Annotated in this window: 20 protein-coding genes and 1 other annotated feature; of the genes, 3 read left to right on the forward strand and 17 right to left on the reverse strand. The window is 48.0% G+C overall.

Going from position 1 to position 19,979, the window contains the following annotated elements:
* Positions 1–5: 5 nt before the first annotated feature.
* The 7 genes from MAMMFC1_RS02810 to MAMMFC1_RS02835 all read right to left on the reverse strand — a co-directional run bounded on the left by MAMMFC1_RS02810 (position 6) and on the right by MAMMFC1_RS02835 (position 3,975).
* Positions 6–974, reverse strand: coding sequence for a P1 family peptidase (locus MAMMFC1_RS02810; RefSeq protein WP_126306301.1), 969 nt, complete (start codon positions 972–974; stop codon positions 6–8).
* A gap of 112 nt (positions 975–1,086) precedes the next feature.
* Positions 1,087–1,854: a DUF2399 domain-containing protein gene (locus MAMMFC1_RS02815; RefSeq protein WP_126306303.1), complete on the reverse strand. Its 768-nt coding sequence runs from the start codon at positions 1,852–1,854 to the stop codon at positions 1,087–1,089.
* On the reverse strand, positions 1,776–2,189 hold the full coding sequence (locus MAMMFC1_RS02820; protein WP_126310406.1) for a TIGR02679 domain-containing protein: 414 nt from the start codon (positions 2,187–2,189) through the stop codon (positions 1,776–1,778). The genes MAMMFC1_RS02815 and MAMMFC1_RS02820 overlap by 79 nt, the downstream gene beginning before the upstream one ends.
* A gap of 84 nt (positions 2,190–2,273) precedes the next feature.
* On the reverse strand, positions 2,274–2,558 hold the full coding sequence (locus MAMMFC1_RS21945) for a DUF2397 family protein (protein WP_197723982.1): 285 nt from the start codon (positions 2,556–2,558) through the stop codon (positions 2,274–2,276).
* A gap of 9 nt (positions 2,559–2,567) precedes the next feature.
* On the reverse strand, positions 2,568–2,666 hold the full coding sequence (locus tag MAMMFC1_RS22205) for a DUF2397 domain-containing protein (protein ID WP_232035628.1): 99 nt from the start codon (positions 2,664–2,666) through the stop codon (positions 2,568–2,570).
* A gap of 142 nt (positions 2,667–2,808) precedes the next feature.
* On the reverse strand, positions 2,809–3,408 hold the full coding sequence (locus MAMMFC1_RS02830) for a Uma2 family endonuclease (RefSeq protein WP_126306305.1): 600 nt from the start codon (positions 3,406–3,408) through the stop codon (positions 2,809–2,811).
* A 177-nt stretch (positions 3,409–3,585) separates the two neighbouring features.
* Positions 3,586–3,975 carry a hypothetical protein gene (locus MAMMFC1_RS02835; RefSeq protein WP_126306307.1) on the reverse strand — a complete coding sequence of 130 codons (390 nt, stop codon included), beginning with the start codon at positions 3,973–3,975 and terminating at the stop codon, positions 3,586–3,588.
* Positions 3,976–4,241: 266 nt separating this feature from the next.
* On the opposite strand from MAMMFC1_RS02835, the gene MAMMFC1_RS02840 reads away from it, so the two are divergent.
* Positions 4,242–4,586, forward strand: a complete 345-nt coding sequence (locus MAMMFC1_RS02840; RefSeq protein ID WP_126306309.1) for a PilZ domain-containing protein — start codon at positions 4,242–4,244, stop codon at positions 4,584–4,586.
* 177 nt (positions 4,587–4,763) lie between these two features.
* Here MAMMFC1_RS02840 and gluQRS read toward each other — a convergent pair whose 3' ends face one another.
* The 4 genes from gluQRS to pheA form a co-directional block, all read right to left on the reverse strand.
* A complete protein-coding gene (gene gluQRS, locus MAMMFC1_RS02845) occupies positions 4,764–5,732 on the reverse strand; it encodes a tRNA glutamyl-Q(34) synthetase GluQRS (RefSeq protein WP_232035629.1) in 969 nt (322 codons plus the stop codon).
* A gap of 121 nt (positions 5,733–5,853) precedes the next feature.
* The gene (locus tag MAMMFC1_RS02850; protein WP_126306311.1) at positions 5,854–8,007 is read right to left on the reverse strand and encodes an EAL domain-containing protein; all 2,154 of its coding nucleotides are present in this window, start codon (positions 8,005–8,007) and stop codon (positions 5,854–5,856) included.
* 215 nt (positions 8,008–8,222) lie between these two features.
* Positions 8,223–9,233, reverse strand: coding sequence for a 3-deoxy-7-phosphoheptulonate synthase (aroF, locus tag MAMMFC1_RS02855; protein ID WP_126306312.1), 1,011 nt, complete (start codon positions 9,231–9,233; stop codon positions 8,223–8,225).
* Between the two features lie 78 nt (positions 9,234–9,311).
* Positions 9,312–10,175, reverse strand: a complete 864-nt coding sequence (pheA, locus tag MAMMFC1_RS02860) for a prephenate dehydratase (RefSeq protein WP_126306314.1) — start codon at positions 10,173–10,175, stop codon at positions 9,312–9,314.
* Positions 10,176–10,218: 43 nt separating this feature from the next.
* Positions 10,219–10,476: a binding site (T-box leader), on the reverse strand.
* 238 nt (positions 10,477–10,714) lie between these two features.
* Here pheA and MAMMFC1_RS02865 point away from each other — a divergent pair.
* Entirely contained in the window at positions 10,715–11,257 is a 543-nt protein-coding gene (locus MAMMFC1_RS02865; RefSeq protein WP_126306316.1) for an NADH peroxidase, read from the forward strand.
* Positions 11,258–11,473: 216 nt separating this feature from the next.
* Here the strand turns inward: MAMMFC1_RS02865 and MAMMFC1_RS02870 are convergent, their stop codons facing one another.
* Both MAMMFC1_RS02870 and MAMMFC1_RS02875 read right to left on the reverse strand, forming a co-directional pair.
* Positions 11,474–12,544 (reverse strand): HD-GYP domain-containing protein, encoded by a 1,071-nt coding sequence (locus MAMMFC1_RS02870; RefSeq protein WP_126306318.1) that lies wholly within the window; start codon positions 12,542–12,544, stop codon positions 11,474–11,476.
* A gap of 135 nt (positions 12,545–12,679) precedes the next feature.
* Positions 12,680–13,624, reverse strand: coding sequence for an N-acetylglucosamine kinase (locus tag MAMMFC1_RS02875; RefSeq protein ID WP_126306320.1), 945 nt, complete (start codon positions 13,622–13,624; stop codon positions 12,680–12,682).
* Positions 13,625–13,809: 185 nt separating this feature from the next.
* Between MAMMFC1_RS02875 and MAMMFC1_RS02880 the strand changes: the two genes are divergently transcribed.
* Positions 13,810–15,072 (forward strand): Nramp family divalent metal transporter, encoded by a 1,263-nt coding sequence (locus MAMMFC1_RS02880; protein ID WP_174234358.1) that lies wholly within the window; start codon positions 13,810–13,812, stop codon positions 15,070–15,072.
* A gap of 259 nt (positions 15,073–15,331) precedes the next feature.
* On the opposite strand, the gene MAMMFC1_RS02885 is transcribed toward MAMMFC1_RS02880, so the two are convergent.
* The 4 genes from MAMMFC1_RS02885 to ddlA all read right to left on the reverse strand — a co-directional run bounded on the left by MAMMFC1_RS02885 (position 15,332) and on the right by ddlA (position 19,962).
* Positions 15,332–16,423: an ATPase gene (locus MAMMFC1_RS02885; protein WP_126306324.1), complete on the reverse strand. Its 1,092-nt coding sequence runs from the start codon at positions 16,421–16,423 to the stop codon at positions 15,332–15,334.
* A 76-nt stretch (positions 16,424–16,499) separates the two neighbouring features.
* Positions 16,500–17,033, reverse strand: coding sequence for a hypothetical protein (locus MAMMFC1_RS02890; protein WP_126306326.1), 534 nt, complete (start codon positions 17,031–17,033; stop codon positions 16,500–16,502).
* A gap of 281 nt (positions 17,034–17,314) precedes the next feature.
* Positions 17,315–18,547 carry an NAD(P)-dependent malic enzyme gene (locus MAMMFC1_RS02895; RefSeq protein ID WP_126306328.1) on the reverse strand — a complete coding sequence of 411 codons (1,233 nt, stop codon included), beginning with the start codon at positions 18,545–18,547 and terminating at the stop codon, positions 17,315–17,317.
* Positions 18,548–18,858: 311 nt separating this feature from the next.
* On the reverse strand, positions 18,859–19,962 hold the full coding sequence (ddlA, locus tag MAMMFC1_RS02900) for a D-alanine--D-alanine ligase (protein WP_126306330.1): 1,104 nt from the start codon (positions 19,960–19,962) through the stop codon (positions 18,859–18,861).
* Positions 19,963–19,979 lie beyond the last annotated feature (17 nt).

Genomic DNA, 19,979 nt, shown 5'->3' on the forward strand with positions numbered 1-19,979 from the left:
TCCCCCTATTTCCCCTCAAGTTCTCCATAACTTATATAACCGGCTAAAGATGAAGCCTGTCTTACACCCCGTATTACCGCCTGCTCCACTGCCCGGCCGGCCAGAATGCCTACCACGTTCACATCGGCAATAAGTTGTCCGGTAGCCATGGTAAAAATAGTATCGCCATCAAACATGGTGTGAACGGGCCGTATGGTTTTGGCATACCCGTTATGGGCCATGGACGCAACCTTGCCGGCCTGAGCTTTGGTTAAGCCGGCATTTGTTACAACAACGCCGATCGTCGTATTGCCGGCAAATACATTACTGAACTTGCCGTTTAGCTCCAGTATGGCTTCTTCCGTATGGCGAAAAGATTTCCTGTCCTCGTCTAAGGCGCCGGCAAGAATGATCCGGTCCAGCGGGTCCACCACATCCCCCAGGCAATTGACCGCCACCACGGCGCCGACCATGAGATCCCCGCTTTTGAGGCAGCAGGCGCCAAGGCCGCCTTTCATGGCATATTCGGCCCCAAAGTACTTGCCTACTGTTGCCCCGGTACCGGCTCCCACCGTTCCCTCATCGACCTTACCGCCGCCGGCGGCAAGACAAGCCTGATATCCCATGGCTTTGTCCGGCCGGATCCGGTGATCGCCGCAATTTAAATCGAACAGCACCGCCCCGGCCACGATTGGCACTCGGGCAATTCCTGTATCGAAACCCGCGCCTTTTTCCTCCAGGTATTGCATGACCCCGGCCGCTGCGTCCAAACCGAAAGCGCTGCCCCCGGCCAATACAACGGCATGTATTTTTTCAACCAGGTTAACAGGATTGATTAGGTCGGTCTCCCTCGTTCCGGGGGCGCCGCCTCTCACATCCACTCCCGCCACGGCGCCTTGTTCGCAAATCACCACCGTACACCCGGTAGCGGCTTTTAAGTCCTGGGCATGTCCGATCTTGATCCCCGGAATATTTGCAATTCGGTCTGCTTCCACCTTATTCCCCCATACTACTCACTGATCCCATATATCCACATTGTACATTACATTGTAGTAAAATTCGCCGCTAGTAGGTTTTTCCCTTTGCTTGTTTTAGGCAGTCCCTGTGTTAGTGTGTTAATTTATCATTAATATCCTGGAACAGCAGTTCTATAATACCTTCCTGGTAAGCTGCCAATTTTTGCTCGCAAATTGCGGCATTAACGTCCATCAATTCAGGATGGGTAACGGACCGCAGTTTGTTGAGCCGCATGTCTTCTATGGGAACTGACGGCGTTGCCTGTTGGTAATCCTCGATCTTCATCCGCCAAAGACAGACTTTGCCGGGATATCGCCCCAGCAATTTTTGCGCCATCTGCAACCCTTCCGGATCAAAGTCCCCGGAGTAAAGAAACCTGGCGCCACTCTGCGCCAGACGCTCCAGCAGCGCCCAGGAAGCCAGTTTAAACTGGCCATGCAGGCAGATGAGGGGAGGAATGGCATCCCAGTTGCCGTTCAGCAAAAACTTGTCCAGCAATGCGGAAAACACACCGGAGTTTTCCACAACGAACACATCAAACCGGCCGTCAGCCAGCCAACTGGCATTAAGCGGTTTAACTGCCGTCACCTTTACAATTTCCCGCAGCGGCAGATTGAGAGGCGCGCCGGCCTCGGAGGCGGCCCGCCAGTAAACAACCTCCTGGCCGGAGTCATAGCCGGCCAACCCGAAACAGGTGGCAAAATTCAGCATATCATCCCGCAGCAGGTTAAATTGATACAACAGTTCGCTAATCTCTTCGGTAGCGGAAAGAGTCTCCACTATGCTTTGGCCGGTGGCATACTTCCCGTTTCCCCCACTATTGCCAGCGATACTGCCGGCCTGTATCCCTGCCGCCAAGCATCGGTCAACTCCTGAAAATGGTCCCTGACAAACTTTAGACCGGTTAAAAACAGTTTTCCCGTTTCGGAATCCCCATCCAATCCGTGAGGATCGCCGCACACCTCACTGGCAAATACCGGCCGGCGGCGGTATTGTTCCGGCAGGTTCCCAAGCGCCTGCAAAGCATAACCCATATGGACGGCAAACAGGGGATCACGCTCAAAGGCTTGCTGCAACCGGTGGGTAGCCGGGTGCTTCCTGAGCGCCGCCTCCAGCCACAGCCGGCAGAACGGCTGGGGAAACTCCTGCAGCAGCCGGAGGCATTTTGTACCAGATTGCGAAAGTAACCGTATAAATCCTCCTAGGTCTGGTTAAGTTCACCGGCTTCAAGCGTTAATCCCCGGTCGGTGAGCCGGGACAAGGCCGTAAGCAACCATTCAAACAAGGTGGCTTCCAGCGAGCCCCGAACTGTCCCCCAAATCCTGCAGCCGGGAAACCATCCGTTCAATTTCAATGGTGTACGGCGTACACTGGTACCAAAACTTCTTGCGTTTGAAATCCTCAATGGTCTGCACCCGGCCTGTTTCCTGGCGGGGGATAAGATTTTTCCATTCCACCAGTTGCTTTAAGTCCTGCTGCAACTGTTCCTCATTGTATGCTGCAAAAAACGGGCTTTCCTTTAAATACTGGTAAATCTCCTCCGGATATACGTAATGATGCAGCCGCTCATGCTACACAAAGCAATAGCGCAGTATGGCCCGATAGCGCCAGGTGTTGTCGGTATTAAGATAACTTACCCCTCCTATCGGCCGCAATTCTTGCTCGTTCATACTATCTTCCTTTTGTCTTCCATCAGATTTTTGCAGATTTTTGAATTCAGTATAGCATGTCTGTCAGAGTATTTCCAGTGCCCCTGTTTGTATAGCAATTCTACCGTTGGTCTGCAACGACAAAAAAAGAGCATAGCGGCGATTAGCTCTGCTCCTCCAGTTTGGGAAATATATCTTCAAGGTTTATTTGCAACTCGGGGAATATAATCGGACTTATCGTATCCTCCCGGCTGAAAAACTCAGCCTGCCGATATCGGGATAGGTCGTCATCCAGATTGAATCTGGTTATTATCTGATTGCTGGGGTCGACAATCCAGTACTCGGCAACACCGTTTGCTTCGTAAAGTCTACGCTTCCTAATTACATCGCGACTGGCTGTTGCCGGCGACAGTATTTCAATTATTAGGTCCGGACTGCCTTTACAGCCTTTGTTGTCAAGCTTATCGGGATCGCAGACTATGGTTATATCCGGCTGGACTACTGTGGCTGTCGCATCCTCTGTTTCACCCTGCCGGGGCAATCGAACATCGAAGGGAGCTGCATATATTTTGCATCTCTTACCTTTTAGATAATTCCCCAACTCAATAAAAAGATTTCCGGATATTTCCTGGTGCTGTCGGCCAGGAGCGGGACTCATGGCATAAGCAACGCCGTCAATAATTTCCCAATGCTCACCCTCCGGCCATGTTAGGTAGTCTTTATAAGTATAAGTTTTGTCATCCTTTCTGGCTGTATGGTTCATAAAATCCCTCTCCTAAGAACATCTTCTTTTAGTATATCAAATTATAAGAAAAGTAAAAAGGAGCAAATTTAAGAGTTAGATATACTCAATTATGCCTTATCCTGCTGAACCTGTATATTTTTTTCAGTATAATAAGACAAGGCTAACCTAATTCCCCTTCAGGTTAGCCTTGTTCAATCATTTTGCCGAGGTGTATTCACTCATAATTCTTTTTGCCAAAGTCACTACTGCACTCCAGCCTAGTTTTCCGGCTTTTAGGGCAATTTTTTTTAATTTATCCATTTTCGACGAGTTAATATCGATTTCCATTAGGTTTTCCACGTAATCAACACCGGGCCGGGTCAACAAGACTTCCTTGGCATATACCCGCTCGCTCTGCCGGTCATCATCACCGAATTTAACCGTTATGCCGCTGACCAGACCGCTGGTATACAGTGTGTTGACCGCCCGGTTAAAAGCTTCGGTATCCATACCCAGCACCCCGGGATTTACAGCATCCAGTTGCGGAACCGGGCTGTTGGCTTCAGCGTATAAAGCTACAATAAGCTTTTGGGCTGCCTCCTGCATGCTTATCACTCCTTAATTTAAAAACCCGTTCTATTAGGAGTATATGTAACAACAGTCAATTCTGCATCTCACTGTGAGGAAAACTCTGCCTTTGACGAGAAATTCCACATGTTGCGGAAGACTTCCATCAAATATTACGTATATTTACGTAATATTAATGCATTCTTAACATCAAAAACAACTTAATTTCATTACAATTGACTTAGAATGGCTATTTCGTCATAATACGTCAAAATAATCTAAAATACGGCAGAGGAGAGGGTGTCATGAAATCCCAGGAAAACCGCCACTTTATCCGTATTAACGTTAATTTTCCGGTAGACATATATTCTATGGAAGATAACGCAGTAATCTGCCAGGGAATGGTTTTAAATATGAGTGCTGAAGGATTGTATTTAAGCACTGACAAGCAGTTGGAGTCTTATACCCAAATCCGCGTACAACTGCCGGCAGATTGGGGAAACGGACTTGTAACGGCTCAGGTTGTTCGTAAAGATAACGGTAAGTACGGCCTGCAGTTTGTCTCTCTGGAACAAAAAACGCGGGAAGCTCTGGACCAAGTTGTTTACCATAACTGGCGCCAGCATCTCCGGGATCCGATATCGTTATAAGCTAACTAGTAATATTCGACTCAGATAATCAAACGCCACGAACTGCTTAGAAATCGTCAGATGCAAGGCGTGACGAGGACTGGAACGCAAGCGTACTGGTTGTACGCTGGAGTGAAGACCGCAGAAACAACGAAACAGATGGCGGTTTATAAGCAGTTCCCCGCTTAATGTGAACAGCTAAAACTCTTCCAGCAGTTCGTCTATAATACAGCTGCCTACCACTACCGGTTTAGTCCGGACCTGACAAATATTAAAGCCGTCGACAAGTTCATATGCCGTTAACGACTGTTTTTGCGCTATCAATCCCGCCTTCCACGCCAGAAAGCCGATAATTCTCTCGGGCTTAATTCCGCAGTATCGCAAAGCGGCGATAGATAAGTCTTTTTGTCGTTTGGACAGGCGATGCCCGTCTCCGCCATATAAGAGAGGCACATGGGCAAATACCGGCTGCTTTAGATTAAGCACTTGATATAACAGGATTTGACGCGGGGTGGAACTTAAAAGATCGTCTCCCCGCAATACATGTGTGATTTCCATAGCAGCATCATCAACCACCACCGCCAGTTGATAGGCGTGAACTCCGTCCGACCGCCGTACGACAAAGTCACCAACCGACTGGCTGACATGTTGACAGTAATACCCTTGTATTTCATCATAAAAATCCACTGCGCCATCCGGCACAGCTAACCGCAGCGCCGGACTCCTTCCTGGGAGTCCGTTCTTTTTTTTCTCCCGCCGGCGACAGGTTCCGGAATAAACACGTTCGTTATCCTCTGCATGCGGCGCAGATACGGCAAGTTCAGCCCTGGTACAGTAGCAGGGATAAACAAGTCCCGCTGCCGCAAGACGTTCTAAAGCGATTTGATATAAATCCCTTCTCTCGTTTTGACAATAAGGTGCAAAAGGCCCGCCGGCATCAGGGCCCTCGTCCCAGTCAAGACCTAACCATTTCATATCTGCTATCAGTCCGTTAATATAGACTTGGCGTGACCGGTCCGGGTCCAGGTCTTCTATCCGCAACACCATGACACCACCTGCCGCCCGAACCTGAAGCCAAGCCAAGAGTGCCGTCCAGGCATTCCCCAGATGCATTTCGCCTGTGGGACTGGGAGCGAAGCGTCCCCGCATCTTTTTTCCCGAGCTCATACTAACAGCCTCCCCGGACAAAAGCAAAAACGCCGCCAACGGAAAGCCCTGCGGCAAATAATTCTCAGTTATATTTATCTTTATTATAAGGCAGCTGGGCCCAAAGATACAATAAGCCTGTTCACTGCAGCAGGGTCGCCTGACAGCCATTGCCACGCTTGCTCCGCATAAGCTGCTCAAAATCCTGGATGGGCAGGGGATGATAAAAATAATACCCTTGCACCTCATCACAGCGATGATTTTTTAAAAAATCAAGCTGTTCCGCCGTCTCAACCCCTTCGGCCACCACTTTAAGATTGAGACTGTTCCCTAAGGTGATGATGACCTGGGCAATATTAGACTGCATCGATTGCTTATTAATCTCATCAATAAATGTCTTGTCAATCTTTAGGCAATCAATGGGAAACTGCTTCAAATACTCAAGGGAAGAATAGCCTGTGCCAAAATCGTCAATCGATATAAAAATGCCGATTTCTTTCATCTGTCTGAGCACATTCATGGTCTCATCCGTTTTGTCCATCAAAGCGCCTTCCGTAATCTCAAGTTCCAAATACTTGGATTCAAGTCCGGTTTCGTGTAAGATATCTATAATCTGCTCCACCAATTGTTGCTGATGAAATTGGCGAGGAGATAAATTTACCGCAACCCGCAAAAAGGCCACTCCCTCCTGCTGCCATTTCATATTCTGCCGGCATACGGTGCGCAACACCCAGGCTCCCAGCGGAATGATTAATCCTGTTTCTTCAGCGATGGGAATGAACTCGGCGGGAGAAACCTCGCCCAGCTCGCTGTCATGCCACCGGATCAAGGCTTCCATGCCAGTGATTTGTCCGGAAAAAGGGTCAACTTTCGGCTGATAATACATTTTAAGCTGTTCTTCCTGCAGGGCTGTTCTAAGGTGCTTTTCGAGAATCATCCGGCGCGATATGGCTTCATGCATTTCCTCGGTATAGTATTGAAAGTTGTTTTTACCCCGCCGTTTGGCGGCATACATTGCCGTATCGGCAGCCCGCAGCAGGGCGTCAACATTGTTACCGTCATGCGGGCACATACTGATACCAATACTTGCAGTGATATAAAATGCGTTGTTGCTCACGGAAAAAGGCTTTAAAAACGCCGCCAGGATCTTTTGCGCCAACTCTGTTACCTTTTGTCGGGCGGCGTTATGGGAAAAAATTATAGTAAATTCATCTCCCCCCAGCCGGGCGACAGTATCAGCCTCAGGCAAGGACAAAGCCAGCCGTCCGGCAACAGCAATCAATAGTCCGTCGCCCGTATTATGGCCGAGGGTATCATTAATGTCTTTGAAACTGTCGAGATCAATAAACAAGACAGCAATTCCCCGGTTTTCCGCTTCACCCTCTCGCAGCAATATCTCCATCCGGTCAATAAACTGCCGTCGATTTGGTAAACCGGTTAACGCATCTTGGTAAGCAAAGGCATAAATTTGTTGATTTTTCTCTGCTAACTCGCTAAAGTATTTTTGGAGAGCGTGTGACATTTTGTAAAAACCCTGCGACAGCTTGCCGATCTCGTCCTGAGAGCAGACAGGCACATAGCCGGCCAGACCTGAATAATTACCTGCCGCCACCTCTTCCACCACGATCAGCATGTTATTTAAGGGCTGAGTGATAATTCTGTTTAACATCCACCCCAAAATCAAGGCCAGTATAACACAAACTAAAGATATGAAAACAATTGTGGGATTCGACCATGCCGCCAGCCAATATCCTTCTATATATTGACTTTCCGCCAGGGCCGCGTTATGGTCGGCCATCACCTGCAGCAGGGCATCCGAATTGTCCAAATGCAATAGGGCTTTTTTCAGGTATTGCTCATACGCGGCAAACTGATTGCCGGTCAGGGCGATATTAATGGCGTCCTGGCGTTCAATCCGGTATAACGTCATCTCATTCCACAGTTCAGCCAGCCACTGTTTTTCTATTTCTCCTGTCACCAGTCCTTCATACTTAATGAGCAGACTGTCTATTGCATTAAAACGTTCCAGGCCGCGGGTCAATAAGTTGTTTTGGTCCGCCTTATTCATGGGGATAAGGAGTAAGGCCTGAGTTATAACTTGGGCTTCTTTATTCTGGGCGCGACATTCGTCCAAAATATGCATGGGCTGCATCCTTTTTTGATACATGATCTGCATACTGTCCGACATACTTTGACTCACAAAATATCCCACATATCCTACACTGATCAAAAATACTACAATTAATAGAAAAAAACAGAGCAGTTTATGGGCTATTTTCAAATCTCCGAAACGCATAGCCGCTCCCCTTCATTCAAACTCTATATTACATATTATCATTTACAAACTTCGACAAAATTAAAATTTATGTTAATCCATGTTAAGTTATGTTAATATAAATAAAAGATATGCTGAAATTATTTTAAACCATAGACCTGCTGCAGTAAACACTGTCGGCAGGTCTATAGCCACATTTTTAGGGAATCGACTTTTCAGGAGAGCTGGAATGAAGCTTATCTATTTGCCAAAAACACTGACAACTCACGCACATCCGCCATCAAAGACGCGTAATTTACCGGATTAAGGGATTGGGGGCCGTCAGACAGAGCCGCTGCCGGGTCGGGGTGGACTTCAATCATGAGGCCGTCCGCCCCTGCCGCCACTGCTGCCATTGCCATCGGCCGCACCATGCGCCACCGGCCGGTTCCATGGCTGGGGTCGACAATAATCGGCAGGTGGCTCAAATGCTTAATGGCAGCCACTGCACTCAAGTCGAGGGTGTTACGGGTATAATTCTCGTAGGTGCGGATTCCCCGTTCGCACAATACGACCTGGGAATTACCCTCGTTAACGATATACTCGGCGGCGTGCAGCCATTCGTCAATGGTCGCCGCAATGCCCCGCTTTAAAAGGATTGGTTTGCCTGAGCGCCCAACAGCCCGCAACAATTGGAAGTTTTGCATATTTCGTGCGCCAATTTGCAGCATATCGGCATATTGAGCCACTAAATCCACCGAACTGATGTCCATCACTTCCGTAACAATTTTTAAGCCGGTTTTGGCGCGGGCTTCAGCCAGATATTCCAGTCCTTTTGCCTCCAGACCTTGAAACGAGTATGGCGACGTCCTTGGCTTGAAAGCTCCTCCCCGCAAAAATTGCGCTCCTGCCGCCCGGACAATTTCAGCTGATTCGAGTAGTTGTTCCCGGCTTTCCACTGCACAGGGCCCTGCCATTACGACAAGAGATTTACCGCCGATAGTGACTCCGCCGACATTTACAATCGAAGATTCAGGGTGAAACTCCCTGCTGACCAGTTTATAACCGGAAGTGATCGGCAGCGCTTTTTCCACCCCGTCCAGTGCCTCCACAGCCAAGGACATAATTACCCGTTTATCGCCGATGAGTCCAATGATTGTCCGCGACTGACCTACCACGATGTTAGTTTTTAATCCGGTTTCATGCACCCGCTCAACCACTTGTTCAATTTGCCTTTCTGTGGCTTCGGGACTCATAACAATTACCATTTTCTCTTCCTCGCTTTCATATTCAATCAAAATCTTTTTGAATTTATATATGTTGCATTAAAGAATTGCATCCGGGTGTTAGGATAAGCGGTTGTATACAGAATACGATCCGAAATTTTTGAACCACTGACATTTTGCCTTTACTGCGTTTACAGCTGTTTTAACGTGATCGTCTTCCATGCTCCCTTCCATATCAAAAAAGAATATATACATCCCCAGCCCGGCACGGGCCGGCCGGGATTCTATCCGGGTCAGGTTTACTCCTCTTGCGGCAAATTCCTGCAAAATGTCACATAAGCTGCCGGGACGATCACCTTGTATTTTACAGACCAGAGAAGTTTTACAATTTTGTCCGCCCGGATTCACCGGCGTCCTGCTTAAGGCAACGAAGCGGGTGCAGTTGTTGGGATTGTCTTGGATGTCGTCGTCTACAGAGGTAAGACTATAGATCTCTCCCGCCCGCCGGCTGCCGATTGCCGCACCGCCTTTGACACCGCTGGCCACCAGATAAACAGCTTCCGCGGTGCTCGCCACCGACTTTAATTCCGCATTGGGATATTGACGGGACAAATATTGCCGGCATTGGGCCAACGCCTGCGGATGGGAAATAATGGTTTTCACATCCTTGGTGCCGCTTTTCAGCAGCAGACTGTGCCGAATAGACCAGACAATTTCCCTGGTAATTGCCAGGTCTACTTCATGGGCCAGCGTATCCATGGTAATGTTGACTGAACCTTCCAGAGAGTTTTCAATTGGCACCAGGCATTCCGAAATCTCGCCGCCCTCCACCCCCTGTATTGCCGCGCAAATGCTGTTATAAGGCACAAATCTCCCGAATTCACCGCGATAGATATTAAGAGCCACTTCTTCGCTGTAGGTACCTTGCGGACCAAGATACCCGATCAGCCGTTCAATTGCTGTCTGCTCGCAGGCAATAGCCATCGTTACATTCCTCCATTTTTCTAAAATAAAAAAGCCCTCATCCGTAAAGGACGAGAGCTGTTCTCGCGGTACCACCTTAATTATTCGCCGGGAAGGCGAATCACTTCAAAGAATACGGGCGCCAAGCCGATATTCCCCTTAAGATAACGGTAAAGGTTTCCGTCGCCGCCTACCACTAAATAAAAGTTTCAGCACGCAACTCCGAGGCGAACTTCCGCAAACTCCCCGTACCGGGTTCTCATCTTTCCCGGCTCTCTGTAACAAAGGCGGTATACGTACTTTTCCTCTTCATCGTTTTTGCATTCTTAGTATGCAATTGTTTTGGTAATAGATTATCATAGCAAGATATGGGTGTCAAGAAAAAAATGAATCATTACTGTCAAACCCAAAAACATATTTGGCCGTTATCAAATATAATTAAAATTAAATATTTTTATTATCTATTGATTTTCTTAATTTTTTTTGCTATAATTTTATATGTAAATATAATTAATTATTATTTGTTAATAATAATTATTAATTAAGAAGGAGTTTGTTATATGAAAAAATTTGTATGTACCATCTGTGGCTATGTTCATGAAGGAGATGCGGCGCCGGATGTATGCCCGCTGTGCAAGGCGCCGGCAGACAAATTTATCGAGCAAGGCGCTGCCGCCTTAAACTGGGCTGATGAACACAGAATCGGCGTTGCTGCCGGTGTTGATTCCCAGGTGGTCGAAGGGCTCAAAATGAACTTTATGGGTGAGTGTACTGAAATCGGCATGTATCTGGCTATGAGCCGGCAAGCTGACCGGGAAGGTTATCCGGAAGTAGCCGCGGCTTACAAACGAATAGCTTTTGAAGAAGCCGAACATGCCGCTAAATTCGCCGAACTTTTAGGCGAAGTGGTCTTCCCTTCAACCAAAAAGAACTTGGAACTGAGAGTGGAAGCGGAATATGGCGCCTGCCAAGGCAAGCTTGGTCTTGCCAAACGGGCGAAAGAACTTGGCCTGGATACTATCCATGACACCGTCCACGAAATGTGTAAAGATGAAGCTCGTCATGGGGCAGCCTTTAAGGGACTTTTGGACCGTTATTTCTAAAAAGTAAAATTTTAAAGAACCGGACCCCTGCCGGGTCCGGTTCAGCTTGTCGACAAACCCCGGGCTGTTCAAAAACGAGCATAGCTAGGCGCACCGGAAGAGCCCGCCGCGCCGCGTACTTAGGGGGTACGCAAGCAAGGGCTCTGAGGAGCAACGACGCTAGGCGAAGTTTTTCAACAGCCTAAACCGGACCCCTGCCGGGTCCGGTTTCTTTATTCACCCATTGTCGAATCTTTCGATTCTGATATTGGGGCTTTTTCCCAGATCCACTACTTCACCTGCCAATGTCCTTACTATGGGAAAACGTGAATCATTGCTGTGGAAGTATGTCACCAGTGCGCGGCGTCCGTCATTTAACACAACCCCCGTATTCATCAAGGCATCCCGGACTTTTCTAATAAAAATCTGGGTAATTTCCGGATCAAGACTGGAAAACATTTCATCGCGCAGTATGTCAAGAGTGTAGAATGAATCAATCTTCCTGGTTCGGCAAGTGAGATTATGAAAAAAATCGGCAACAGCAATGATCCTGGCATAAGGATGAATTCTTTCCGCCGAATAGCCCATCGGTATACCTGTTCCATCCATCTTTTCGTGATGCTGCAAAACTCCTAAAACAATTTCCTTGGGTATGCCTATGGTTTTTTTCAACAAGATTGCGGCATTTTCAATATGTTCCGACTGGCTGGTTCGTCCGGTGGGCGAAGGGATAAGCCTGCCGATATCATGTATCAGGCCGGCCAAAGTAGCCTGTATTATTTGCTCATGGTTAAAGCCCATCTCGCGGCTAATGATAGCAGTCAAACTGGCAACAACGACAGCATGCACCTTAAAATCGTCATCTTCGTCAAAATTACGGGTAATTACCCTTTCCGCCAGTCCGTTCTTTTCTAAAAGCTCGGAAAAAATACTGTGGGATATTTCTTGCAAAGGTTTAAGCGGAATGGTTCTGTATTTGGGTACTGAATCAAAAACGCTATCAACATTAATAAGCAACTGGTCGATTTTTTTGTCAATTTCCAAAAAAGCCTTAGCTTTATCTGCGTCAATAGTCTGGACAATATTCTCAACAATGCCGGTATCGCCGGTATCGCCGGCGTTGCTGGCGTCGTCGGAATAATTTTCAATAAGGACTTGAATGACGCCCCAATTCTGCAATAATTGGATGGAGCGGGTGGTCAGGCAGGCGCCTTTACTCAACAGCACTTTTCCCATATTAGCACAGACAGAGTCCCCCAGGACCTGGCCAGGTGAAATTTCTCTAACGTTTACCCATTTTGCGCCCACTAGGGGTCTCTCCCTTCTATAAATTCCGCTACCGCACGGAAAACCTGATAACTTAAATTGTATGCGGATAATCAATTGTTATATATCAGACTAAAGTCCTATTTTTTAGTTTTTTATAAAACATTAACATTAAAATTACAAATCAGTCCTGTTATTCTCCCCTGCCGGAATATGATAAGCCAGCTTAAGAGCTCCCATAGCCGGTTCGTCTTTGCCGACACTCACGTGCGCCAGCCCCGTCAGTTCTTTGACAACCCGCTCTCTTACCGGAGAAACATTTTGCAGTATGCTTCCGTAAACAACGACTTCGGCTGCTCCCTGGCCGCAATCAGCGGCAAAACCTTTACGGAACAGCGATTTAACCAGTTCAGCCAAGTCCCGGCCTGCATCAGACAATATTTCAATTGCCATTTTATCGCCCTTGGCTGCGGCTGCGGCAACTACCCTGGCTAAGGCGGCGATATTTGCTTTTATGGTATCAGGATGATATAAATAGCCGATCAATTGGGAAAAGTCATACAATTTAAGATGGCTGATGATGTCGGCCAACAAGCAGGTGGGGATATCTCGCCCCTCCTGCGCTTTTATGCTTCTTGCCAATGCCTGCCTGCCAATAAAATAACCGCTGCCCTCATCACTCACCAAATGCCCCCAGCCACCAGCCCGGAAGATTTCGCCGCGATTGTTAACGCCGTAGGCAATGGAGCCTGTCCCGCTGATGAGAACAATTCCTTCCGGTTTACCCAGACCGGCTGTTAAAGCGGCAACCGCGTCGTTGACGATAAGACAGCGGCAGTTCAAGCCCAGCTCACTTAACGCCCTTCGCAGTTTCACCCCGTCGCAATGAGAGTCGGCTCCTGCCAGTCCCAAACTTATGATAATAAGCTTATCTTGCCGCAGATTGTAGGTCTTACACACAGTTTCGACAATGCCGTTTACTACCTGTTTAAACTGATCGAGACCAATTATATGGTAATTGGCAGGGCCTGCTTCCACCCGTCCAATTATATTGCCTGCCGGATCACCGGCGTAAGCGACAGTTTTACTGCCGCCGCCGTCGACTCCGAGGAGCCACTGCATGTTACCCACCTCCCCTTTGTGTAACCAATATCTGTTAACGCTGGCAATATATTGTCTACCGGCAATTTTTCCATTTTTCTATGCCATTACCTGTTCATTAAAGAATATCCGCAGGGAAAATCATATATACTTGTGGAAGATATAATTTCCAGCGAATAACCAACAAATAGGAAAGGAGCAAAATATTGTTAACACAATTACCCAGACCCAAACCTTTTCACCCGCCTGACATTAGAGCCCGGGAGTTTCTGAAATTCTTAGGACCGGGTATTTTAGTTACCGTGGGGTTCATCGACCCCGGAAACTGGGCGTCAAATATTGCGGCCGGATCCGATTACGGTTATAGACTCCTCTGGATGGTCACTCTCTCAACCATAATGCTGGTTGTATTGCAGCATAATGTGGCTCATCTGGGTATAGCAACAGGTTACTGCCTCTCGGAAGCAGCCACGGCGTACTTGCCCCGTTGGCTTTCCCGCCTTATCCTGGCCACAGCCATGGGCGCCGCGGTTGCTACCGCGTTGGCGGAAATACTGGGAATGGCTATCGCGTTAAATATCCTGTTTGCCATCCCCATCCCGCTAGGGTCGGTTGCGGCCGCTTTTGCATCCGGCTCCTTATTATGGGCAAGTTCTTACCGGTACCTGGAAAAATGGATAGCAGGCTTTGTCTCCATCGTTGGCATTTCTTTTTTATTTGAACTCAGTCTGATCCATGTGGATTGGCCGCAAGCAACGGCAAGCTGGGTAATCCCTGCCGTTCCCCCGGGAAGTCTCCCCATCATTATGAGTGTGTTGGGAGCAGTGGTTATGCCCCACAATCTGTTCTTGCATTCGGAAATCATTCAAAGCCGGCAGTGGAACCTGGAAAACGAAGAAATCATTAACCGGCAGTTAAAATTTGAGTTTACCGATACTTTGTTTTCCATGATAATCGGCTGGGCAATCAACAGTGCTATGATTATTGTTGCCGCCGCCACATTTTATCAGTTCGGCATTCATATCAGCACTCTTGAACAGGCGGAGGGAATGCTGCGGCCCCTTATTGGCGGCACAGCATCCACGGTTTTTGCCGTAGCTCTCTTATTTGCCGGATTTTCTTCCACGAGTACCGCCGGTATGGCTGGCGGCAGCATTTTCGCCGGCCTTTTCCATGAGCCCTATAACATTAAAGATCCTCATAGCCGGTGGGGAGTATTAATTACATACATTGCCGCGGTTCTCATAATTTTCTTCGTCGCCAACCCTTTTAACGGACTGGTTTTCTCGCAAATGATGCTAAGCGTCCAGCTGCCGGTTACTATTTTTCTCCAGATTTATCTAACTTCGTCTCCCGCCGTCATGGGCAAGTACGCCAACAATCTTAGACTTAAAGCAACCCTCCTGATTATCGGCGGCATTGTGAGTTTTTTGAATCTGTGGCTGTTGGCGGATTTCCTGCTTCACTAACTGCGGGCCTTTAATGGCGGCAGTCCATACCGGAGCATACAGCACCGCCGGCAATATACCGGCTACAGCAGCGTTAATTGACCGCAGCGCGGCTTGGAAACGGGGCTTACGTGCTTCGACCCGGAGAAAAATAAACGGTGTTAATAATAATTCAAGATTCAAGATCTGATTACCTGCCAACGCATAGATATCTGGCAACATAACATTTTGACTTTCAGCAATAAAGTTCGGACTGTTATTCCCCAGGGTTATTATGCTTTCACTTCCTGTACGCCAATACTCGCGCCAGCGTTTTTTCCCATACCGCTTGAATTCCGTCAAAATTATTGCCGGGGATGTGGCAGGTTTCCAAATCATCCTGCAGCTTCTTGGCCAAACGGATACATGATATGGCTTGTTCAAACAGCTCCCAGAAATATCTTCGGTCATAGGCGGTATTGGTGTCATATTTTTCAACATCGGTCTTGTTCAGACAATCGTTCATATCAATCACAGCCGCCGGTTTATCCGGAATTTGGTTATGCGGGGTAATAGCAGTTGTAACAGCTACAGATATGGCAGGAATCACCAAATGCTCCGGCTTTTCCGGATCCAGCGGGCAATAGAAGACTTCAACATCCAGACCCCTCACAACCGCCGCTTCAATCAGCTTCTGCACTACTGTACTCTTACCTGTTCCCGGGGCTCCTTTAATCACATAGCATTTAGCGGTACGCCACACCGACGTTTCCAGATAGTGAACCGGGCCGTTACCGGTAATGGCTGAAGCAAAGAGCCGCCGCACTTTGCCGGCGCCATTGGCCCGCAGGCCAAAAAAAATGTCGTTAACCAGGTCACTTGCCTTACCATTGGCGGTGGCAAAATCCATGGCTCTTGTATGGATAGCTTCCCAATCATCATAGATGGCTTTGGCTGCCCGGAGCATGCGGTGCGCCCGCCGGAAGCTATTCCTGATCTCGCTGTTATGAGCCAGGACTTGGTCCTTATTCAGAAGCTGGTTATTTTCGTCCCAAAACTCTCCCAAATAAATTATTTCATCTACACCGCCCGTGTTTTCCATGTCAAAAATATACGGAATGGCGCCATCAATAAAAGCAACCTGCAATTCCGGCAACACTACACCATCCAGCAAGTTGTTGTTACTTGAGCAGTGGTGATACTCCACATCAGAGCCTTCGCCAGCCAGGGCTTCTCCCATCTTGCGCATGAATTTGGCTTTGCCGGTCCCGGGTCCTCCTTTTACGATAAAAATCCGGTTGCCTGGTATGGGAATTAAAGAATGATAAAAAGAATAAAAACCGTCCGGTGTATGCCCGCCGGAAAACAAATGCCGAATTTTTCCCTTGGCCATGAACGCTCAGCCTCCTTAAATTATCGGTATAACTCCATGCAAAGAGCCTGTATTCAGCCATCATACCTATGAAGCTTTATCTCATGTCCGCGGATTGCAGCCAATTATCCAATGCCCGGATAGTACCGTTTATGTCACTTTGTATCAAGCGCTTTCTTGCATCTTCCCGGCTTTCTTTCTCATCCGTAGGCCAGCCATAAAGTTCATCAATTAACCCGAGGACATGCCCTATCATGGTTTCCAGTTTATGATCCGGAGTGTCTTCTATCCCCCTGCTAATATTCTCCTGATGGTAAAGACAACTGTGCGCATGCAGGTTTAACCATGCGCGCCTAACTTCCTTACCAAGAAATAAATACTGCTCATCAGTCAGATCTTTGCCGGCATCTTCTTTAATAATCATCTTTGTTTTTTCCCATAACTGACAAATATGTTGTTTATACGTGCCGGTACTTTTATCTTCAATATCGAAGCTGATCCGGGGCTCGTTTTGCAACTGCGCCGAAGCAGCTTTTCTTTCGGTTCTTTCCCCGCTTTCCCCGGTACAGCCGGTAACAATAAGAAATAAGCACTGACAGACAATCATTAGAACCGTTATTAACCGCTTCATCGTAATCCCCCAAGAAAGTTTGGTTTTCTACTATAGCATATTAGCGGCAATGAACCTTTATGAAAGGTTGTATTAAAAAAAACGGCTAACGCGTCTTTTTGACGACCGTAGGCGCAGGACAGCCTTATTATAAACGAAGGTTAAACGATAGTGTCGAAGCGTTAATAAGGCTGTCCTGCGCCGTTCCTAAACAGATACTTTCTTGGATAATAAAAAAACGCCGTTGTTTCCCGCCGGGAAAACAACAGCGTTTTTTTTATTTTTTAATACCTTCCTTGGGATTATGATTTCAACAGTTTTATGCGGGCAAGGGTTTTTGCCCTGACCTCCTCCGGATCCAACTTAATGCGGGCAACACCGGTTTTGATCGCTGCACCGGCCACCGCTGCCGCTACCGCCGGGGTCACCCGCTCATCAAAAGCATCCGGTATGACATAATCTGCCCGCAATTCATCTTCGGAGACAAGATCGGCAATAGCATAAGCAGCCGCAATCTTCATTTCCTCGTTGATTTGCCGGGCGCGCACGTCCATGGCGCCACGGAAGATTCCTGGGAAAACGCTGACGTTGTTGACCTGGTTGGGAGCGTCGGATCGTCCAGTGCCGGCAACTGCCGCGCCGGCGTCTTTCGCCTCCTGAAAGCTGATCTCCGGTACCGGATTGGCCATGGCGAATACGATGGCGCCGGCATTCATACTGCGGATAATAGCCGGCGTAAAGACTCCCGGAGCGGAAACGCCCAAAAGTGCATCCGCTCCTTTCACGGCCTCAGCCAGATTCCCCTTCATCCCGTTTTTATTGGTGGTTTTGCTTAACAATTCCTGGATGCGGTTCAGTCCGGTCATACCGGCAAAAAGAATGCCCTGGGCATCTACCATGAGGATATTTTCCGCACCGGCGCTGAGCAGCAGCCGTCCGATAGCGCTGCCTGCCGCTCCGGCCCCGTTTATTACAATGCGAGCGGTTTTCAAGTCTTTTTTTACCAGCCTGAGAGCGCCAACAAGCGCGGCTAAAGCAGCAATGGCCGTGCCATGCTGGTCATCGTGAAAAACAGGAATGTTCATCTGTGCTTTCAGCCTATCCTCAATGTCGTAGCATTTCGGCGAGGATATATCCTCCAAATTAATGCCGGCGAAGGTAGGCTGCAATAATTTCACTGTTTCAATAATTTTTTCCGGGTCTTTGGTGTTGAGGCAAATAGGCACCGCGTCTACGTCTCCGAACCTTTTAAACAGTACGGCCTTGCCTTCCATAACCGGCATGGCGGCCTCCGGGCCGATATCACCCAGTCCCAGCACCCTTGTCCCGTCGCTGACGATGGCGACCATATTACCCCGGCAGGTGTATTCGAAAGACAAGTCTTTGTCCTTTTCGATCTCTTTGCAGGGTTCCGCCACGCCGGGGGTATAGGCCACGCTCAGGTCCTCCCGGGTGCGTAACGGAACTTTACTGCTAACAGCCAATTTACCTTGATGATCTTTATGTAATTTCAGCGCCTTCTCCCGTATGTCCATGTATATCCCTCTCCCACCGTAGTTTTGGTCTTTTCGCGTTTAGAAGGGAACTGCTTAACAACCGCCATCTGCGTCGTTACTCCTGCGATCCTCACTCCAACCGTTCTGGCCTAGTTAACCTTTTCCTAAGTAGTCTGTACGGACCCCTAGTACGCCTCCGTTCCGGTTCTCGTCGTGCCTACGGTCTGACTATGATAGTTCAAACTGTAATTAGCAAATATCATTACAATAAGTTTTTTTCATATGCAACGGTATCTGACAATTCTTAAGCAGTTCGTGGCATTTAATAAGCTAAGCACATTCTATTTGTCTCAGGTTTTTGCATATGAAGTTTGTAATCTCTGTTCCCGGGTATGGCGCTCAAGAGCCAGTTGAATCAGCCTGTCAATTAAGTCACTGTAGGCAATGCCGCTGATTTCCCATAGTTTCGGATACATACTGATGCGGGTAAAGCCGGGTATTGTGTTGATTTCATTGACAATAACACCATTCTCCGGCGTTAAGAAACAATCGACACGCGCCATGCCTTCGCAGCACAAGACTTTAAATGCCTTAATCGCAATGTCCTGAATCTCTTTACTCGCCGCCGGGGAAATTTTCGCGGGTATCTCAAGAACTGCCCCGTTTTCATCAATATATTTTGCTTCATAAGAATAAAAATCCTGCTGGGCGATAATTTCACCAACCGCCGAGGCAATCGGACTGTCGTTGCCGAGAACGGCGCATTCTACTTCCCGCCCCGGTACAAATTCTTCCACCAGCACCTTGTTGTCAAACCGGAAGGCTTCTTTCATTGCAGCCATAAACTCGGCTTCGTTCCGCACTTTGCTAACCCCGACTGATGATCCCATGTTAGCCGGTTTGACGAAAAGCGGCAGGCCTAATTCCTTCACAGCACCGGCAAAATCCATGTTGTCTTGTTCCCAGCCATAGTAAACTTTAAAGCTGGCGATAGGAATTCCCGCGTCCCGCAAAAGCCGCTTCATTACATCTTTGTCCATTCCCACCGCTGATCCCAATACTCCCGCCCCGACGAAAGGAATATTCGCCAGTTTCAGCAATCCTTGCACCGTCCCGTCTTCGCCATACGAACCGTGCAGAACCGGGAAGATTACATCCATACCGGCATCGGCGCCCTGATCGGCGGTATGAATCAGTTGTTGCTTGGGACTGCCGGGGATCAGCATAACATTTTTTCCGCTTTTATTTAGGGCAATCAGTTTCGGATCATTGCTGTTGAGCAAAAACTGGGATTTGTCATTTAAATGCCACTGTCCCTGCTTATCAATTCCGATAAGCGTAACATCGTACTTATCCTTGTCAATTGCGTCGATGATATTTTGGGCCGACTGCAACGATACTTCATGTTCGGCAGATCTGCCGCCAAACAAAATTCCAACCCTGATTTTTTTCATATCTTATCATCCCCCTG

It is taken from the genome of Methylomusa anaerophila, from assembly GCF_003966895.1.
Classification (GTDB): Bacteria; Bacillota; Negativicutes; order Sporomusales; family Sporomusaceae; genus Methylomusa; species Methylomusa anaerophila.

Coding starts and splice junctions, on each gene's coding strand:
- MAMMFC1_RS02895 (WP_126306328.1), bottom strand. CDS start 18,547: ATGGACATACGGGAGAAGGCGCTGAAATTACATAAAGATCATCAAGGT.
- MAMMFC1_RS02890 (WP_126306326.1), bottom strand. CDS start 17,033: ATGAAGCGGTTAATAACGGTTCTAATGATTGTCTGTCAGTGCTTATTT.
- ddlA (WP_126306330.1), bottom strand. CDS start 19,962: ATGAAAAAAATCAGGGTTGGAATTTTGTTTGGCGGCAGATCTGCCGAA.
- MAMMFC1_RS02885 (WP_126306324.1), bottom strand. CDS start 16,423: ATGGCCAAGGGAAAAATTCGGCATTTGTTTTCCGGCGGGCATACACCG.
- MAMMFC1_RS02875 (WP_126306320.1), bottom strand. CDS start 13,624: ATGCAGTGGCTCCTCGGAGTCGACGGCGGCGGCAGTAAAACTGTCGCT.
- MAMMFC1_RS02840 (WP_126306309.1), top strand. CDS start 4,242: ATGAAATCCCAGGAAAACCGCCACTTTATCCGTATTAACGTTAATTTT.
- MAMMFC1_RS02865 (WP_126306316.1), top strand. CDS start 10,715: ATGAAAAAATTTGTATGTACCATCTGTGGCTATGTTCATGAAGGAGAT.
- MAMMFC1_RS02830 (WP_126306305.1), bottom strand. CDS start 3,408: ATGAACCATACAGCCAGAAAGGATGACAAAACTTATACTTATAAAGAC.
- pheA (WP_126306314.1), bottom strand. CDS start 10,175: ATGGCTATTGCCTGCGAGCAGACAGCAATTGAACGGCTGATCGGGTAT.
- gluQRS (WP_232035629.1), bottom strand. CDS start 5,732: ATGAGCTCGGGAAAAAAGATGCGGGGACGCTTCGCTCCCAGTCCCACA.
- MAMMFC1_RS02835 (WP_126306307.1), bottom strand. CDS start 3,975: ATGCAGGAGGCAGCCCAAAAGCTTATTGTAGCTTTATACGCTGAAGCC.
- MAMMFC1_RS22205 (WP_232035628.1), bottom strand. CDS start 2,666: ATGAACGAGCAAGAATTGCGGCCGATAGGAGGGGTAAGTTATCTTAAT.
- aroF (WP_126306312.1), bottom strand. CDS start 9,233: ATGGTAATTGTTATGAGTCCCGAAGCCACAGAAAGGCAAATTGAACAA.
- MAMMFC1_RS02850 (WP_126306311.1), bottom strand. CDS start 8,007: ATGCGTTTCGGAGATTTGAAAATAGCCCATAAACTGCTCTGTTTTTTT.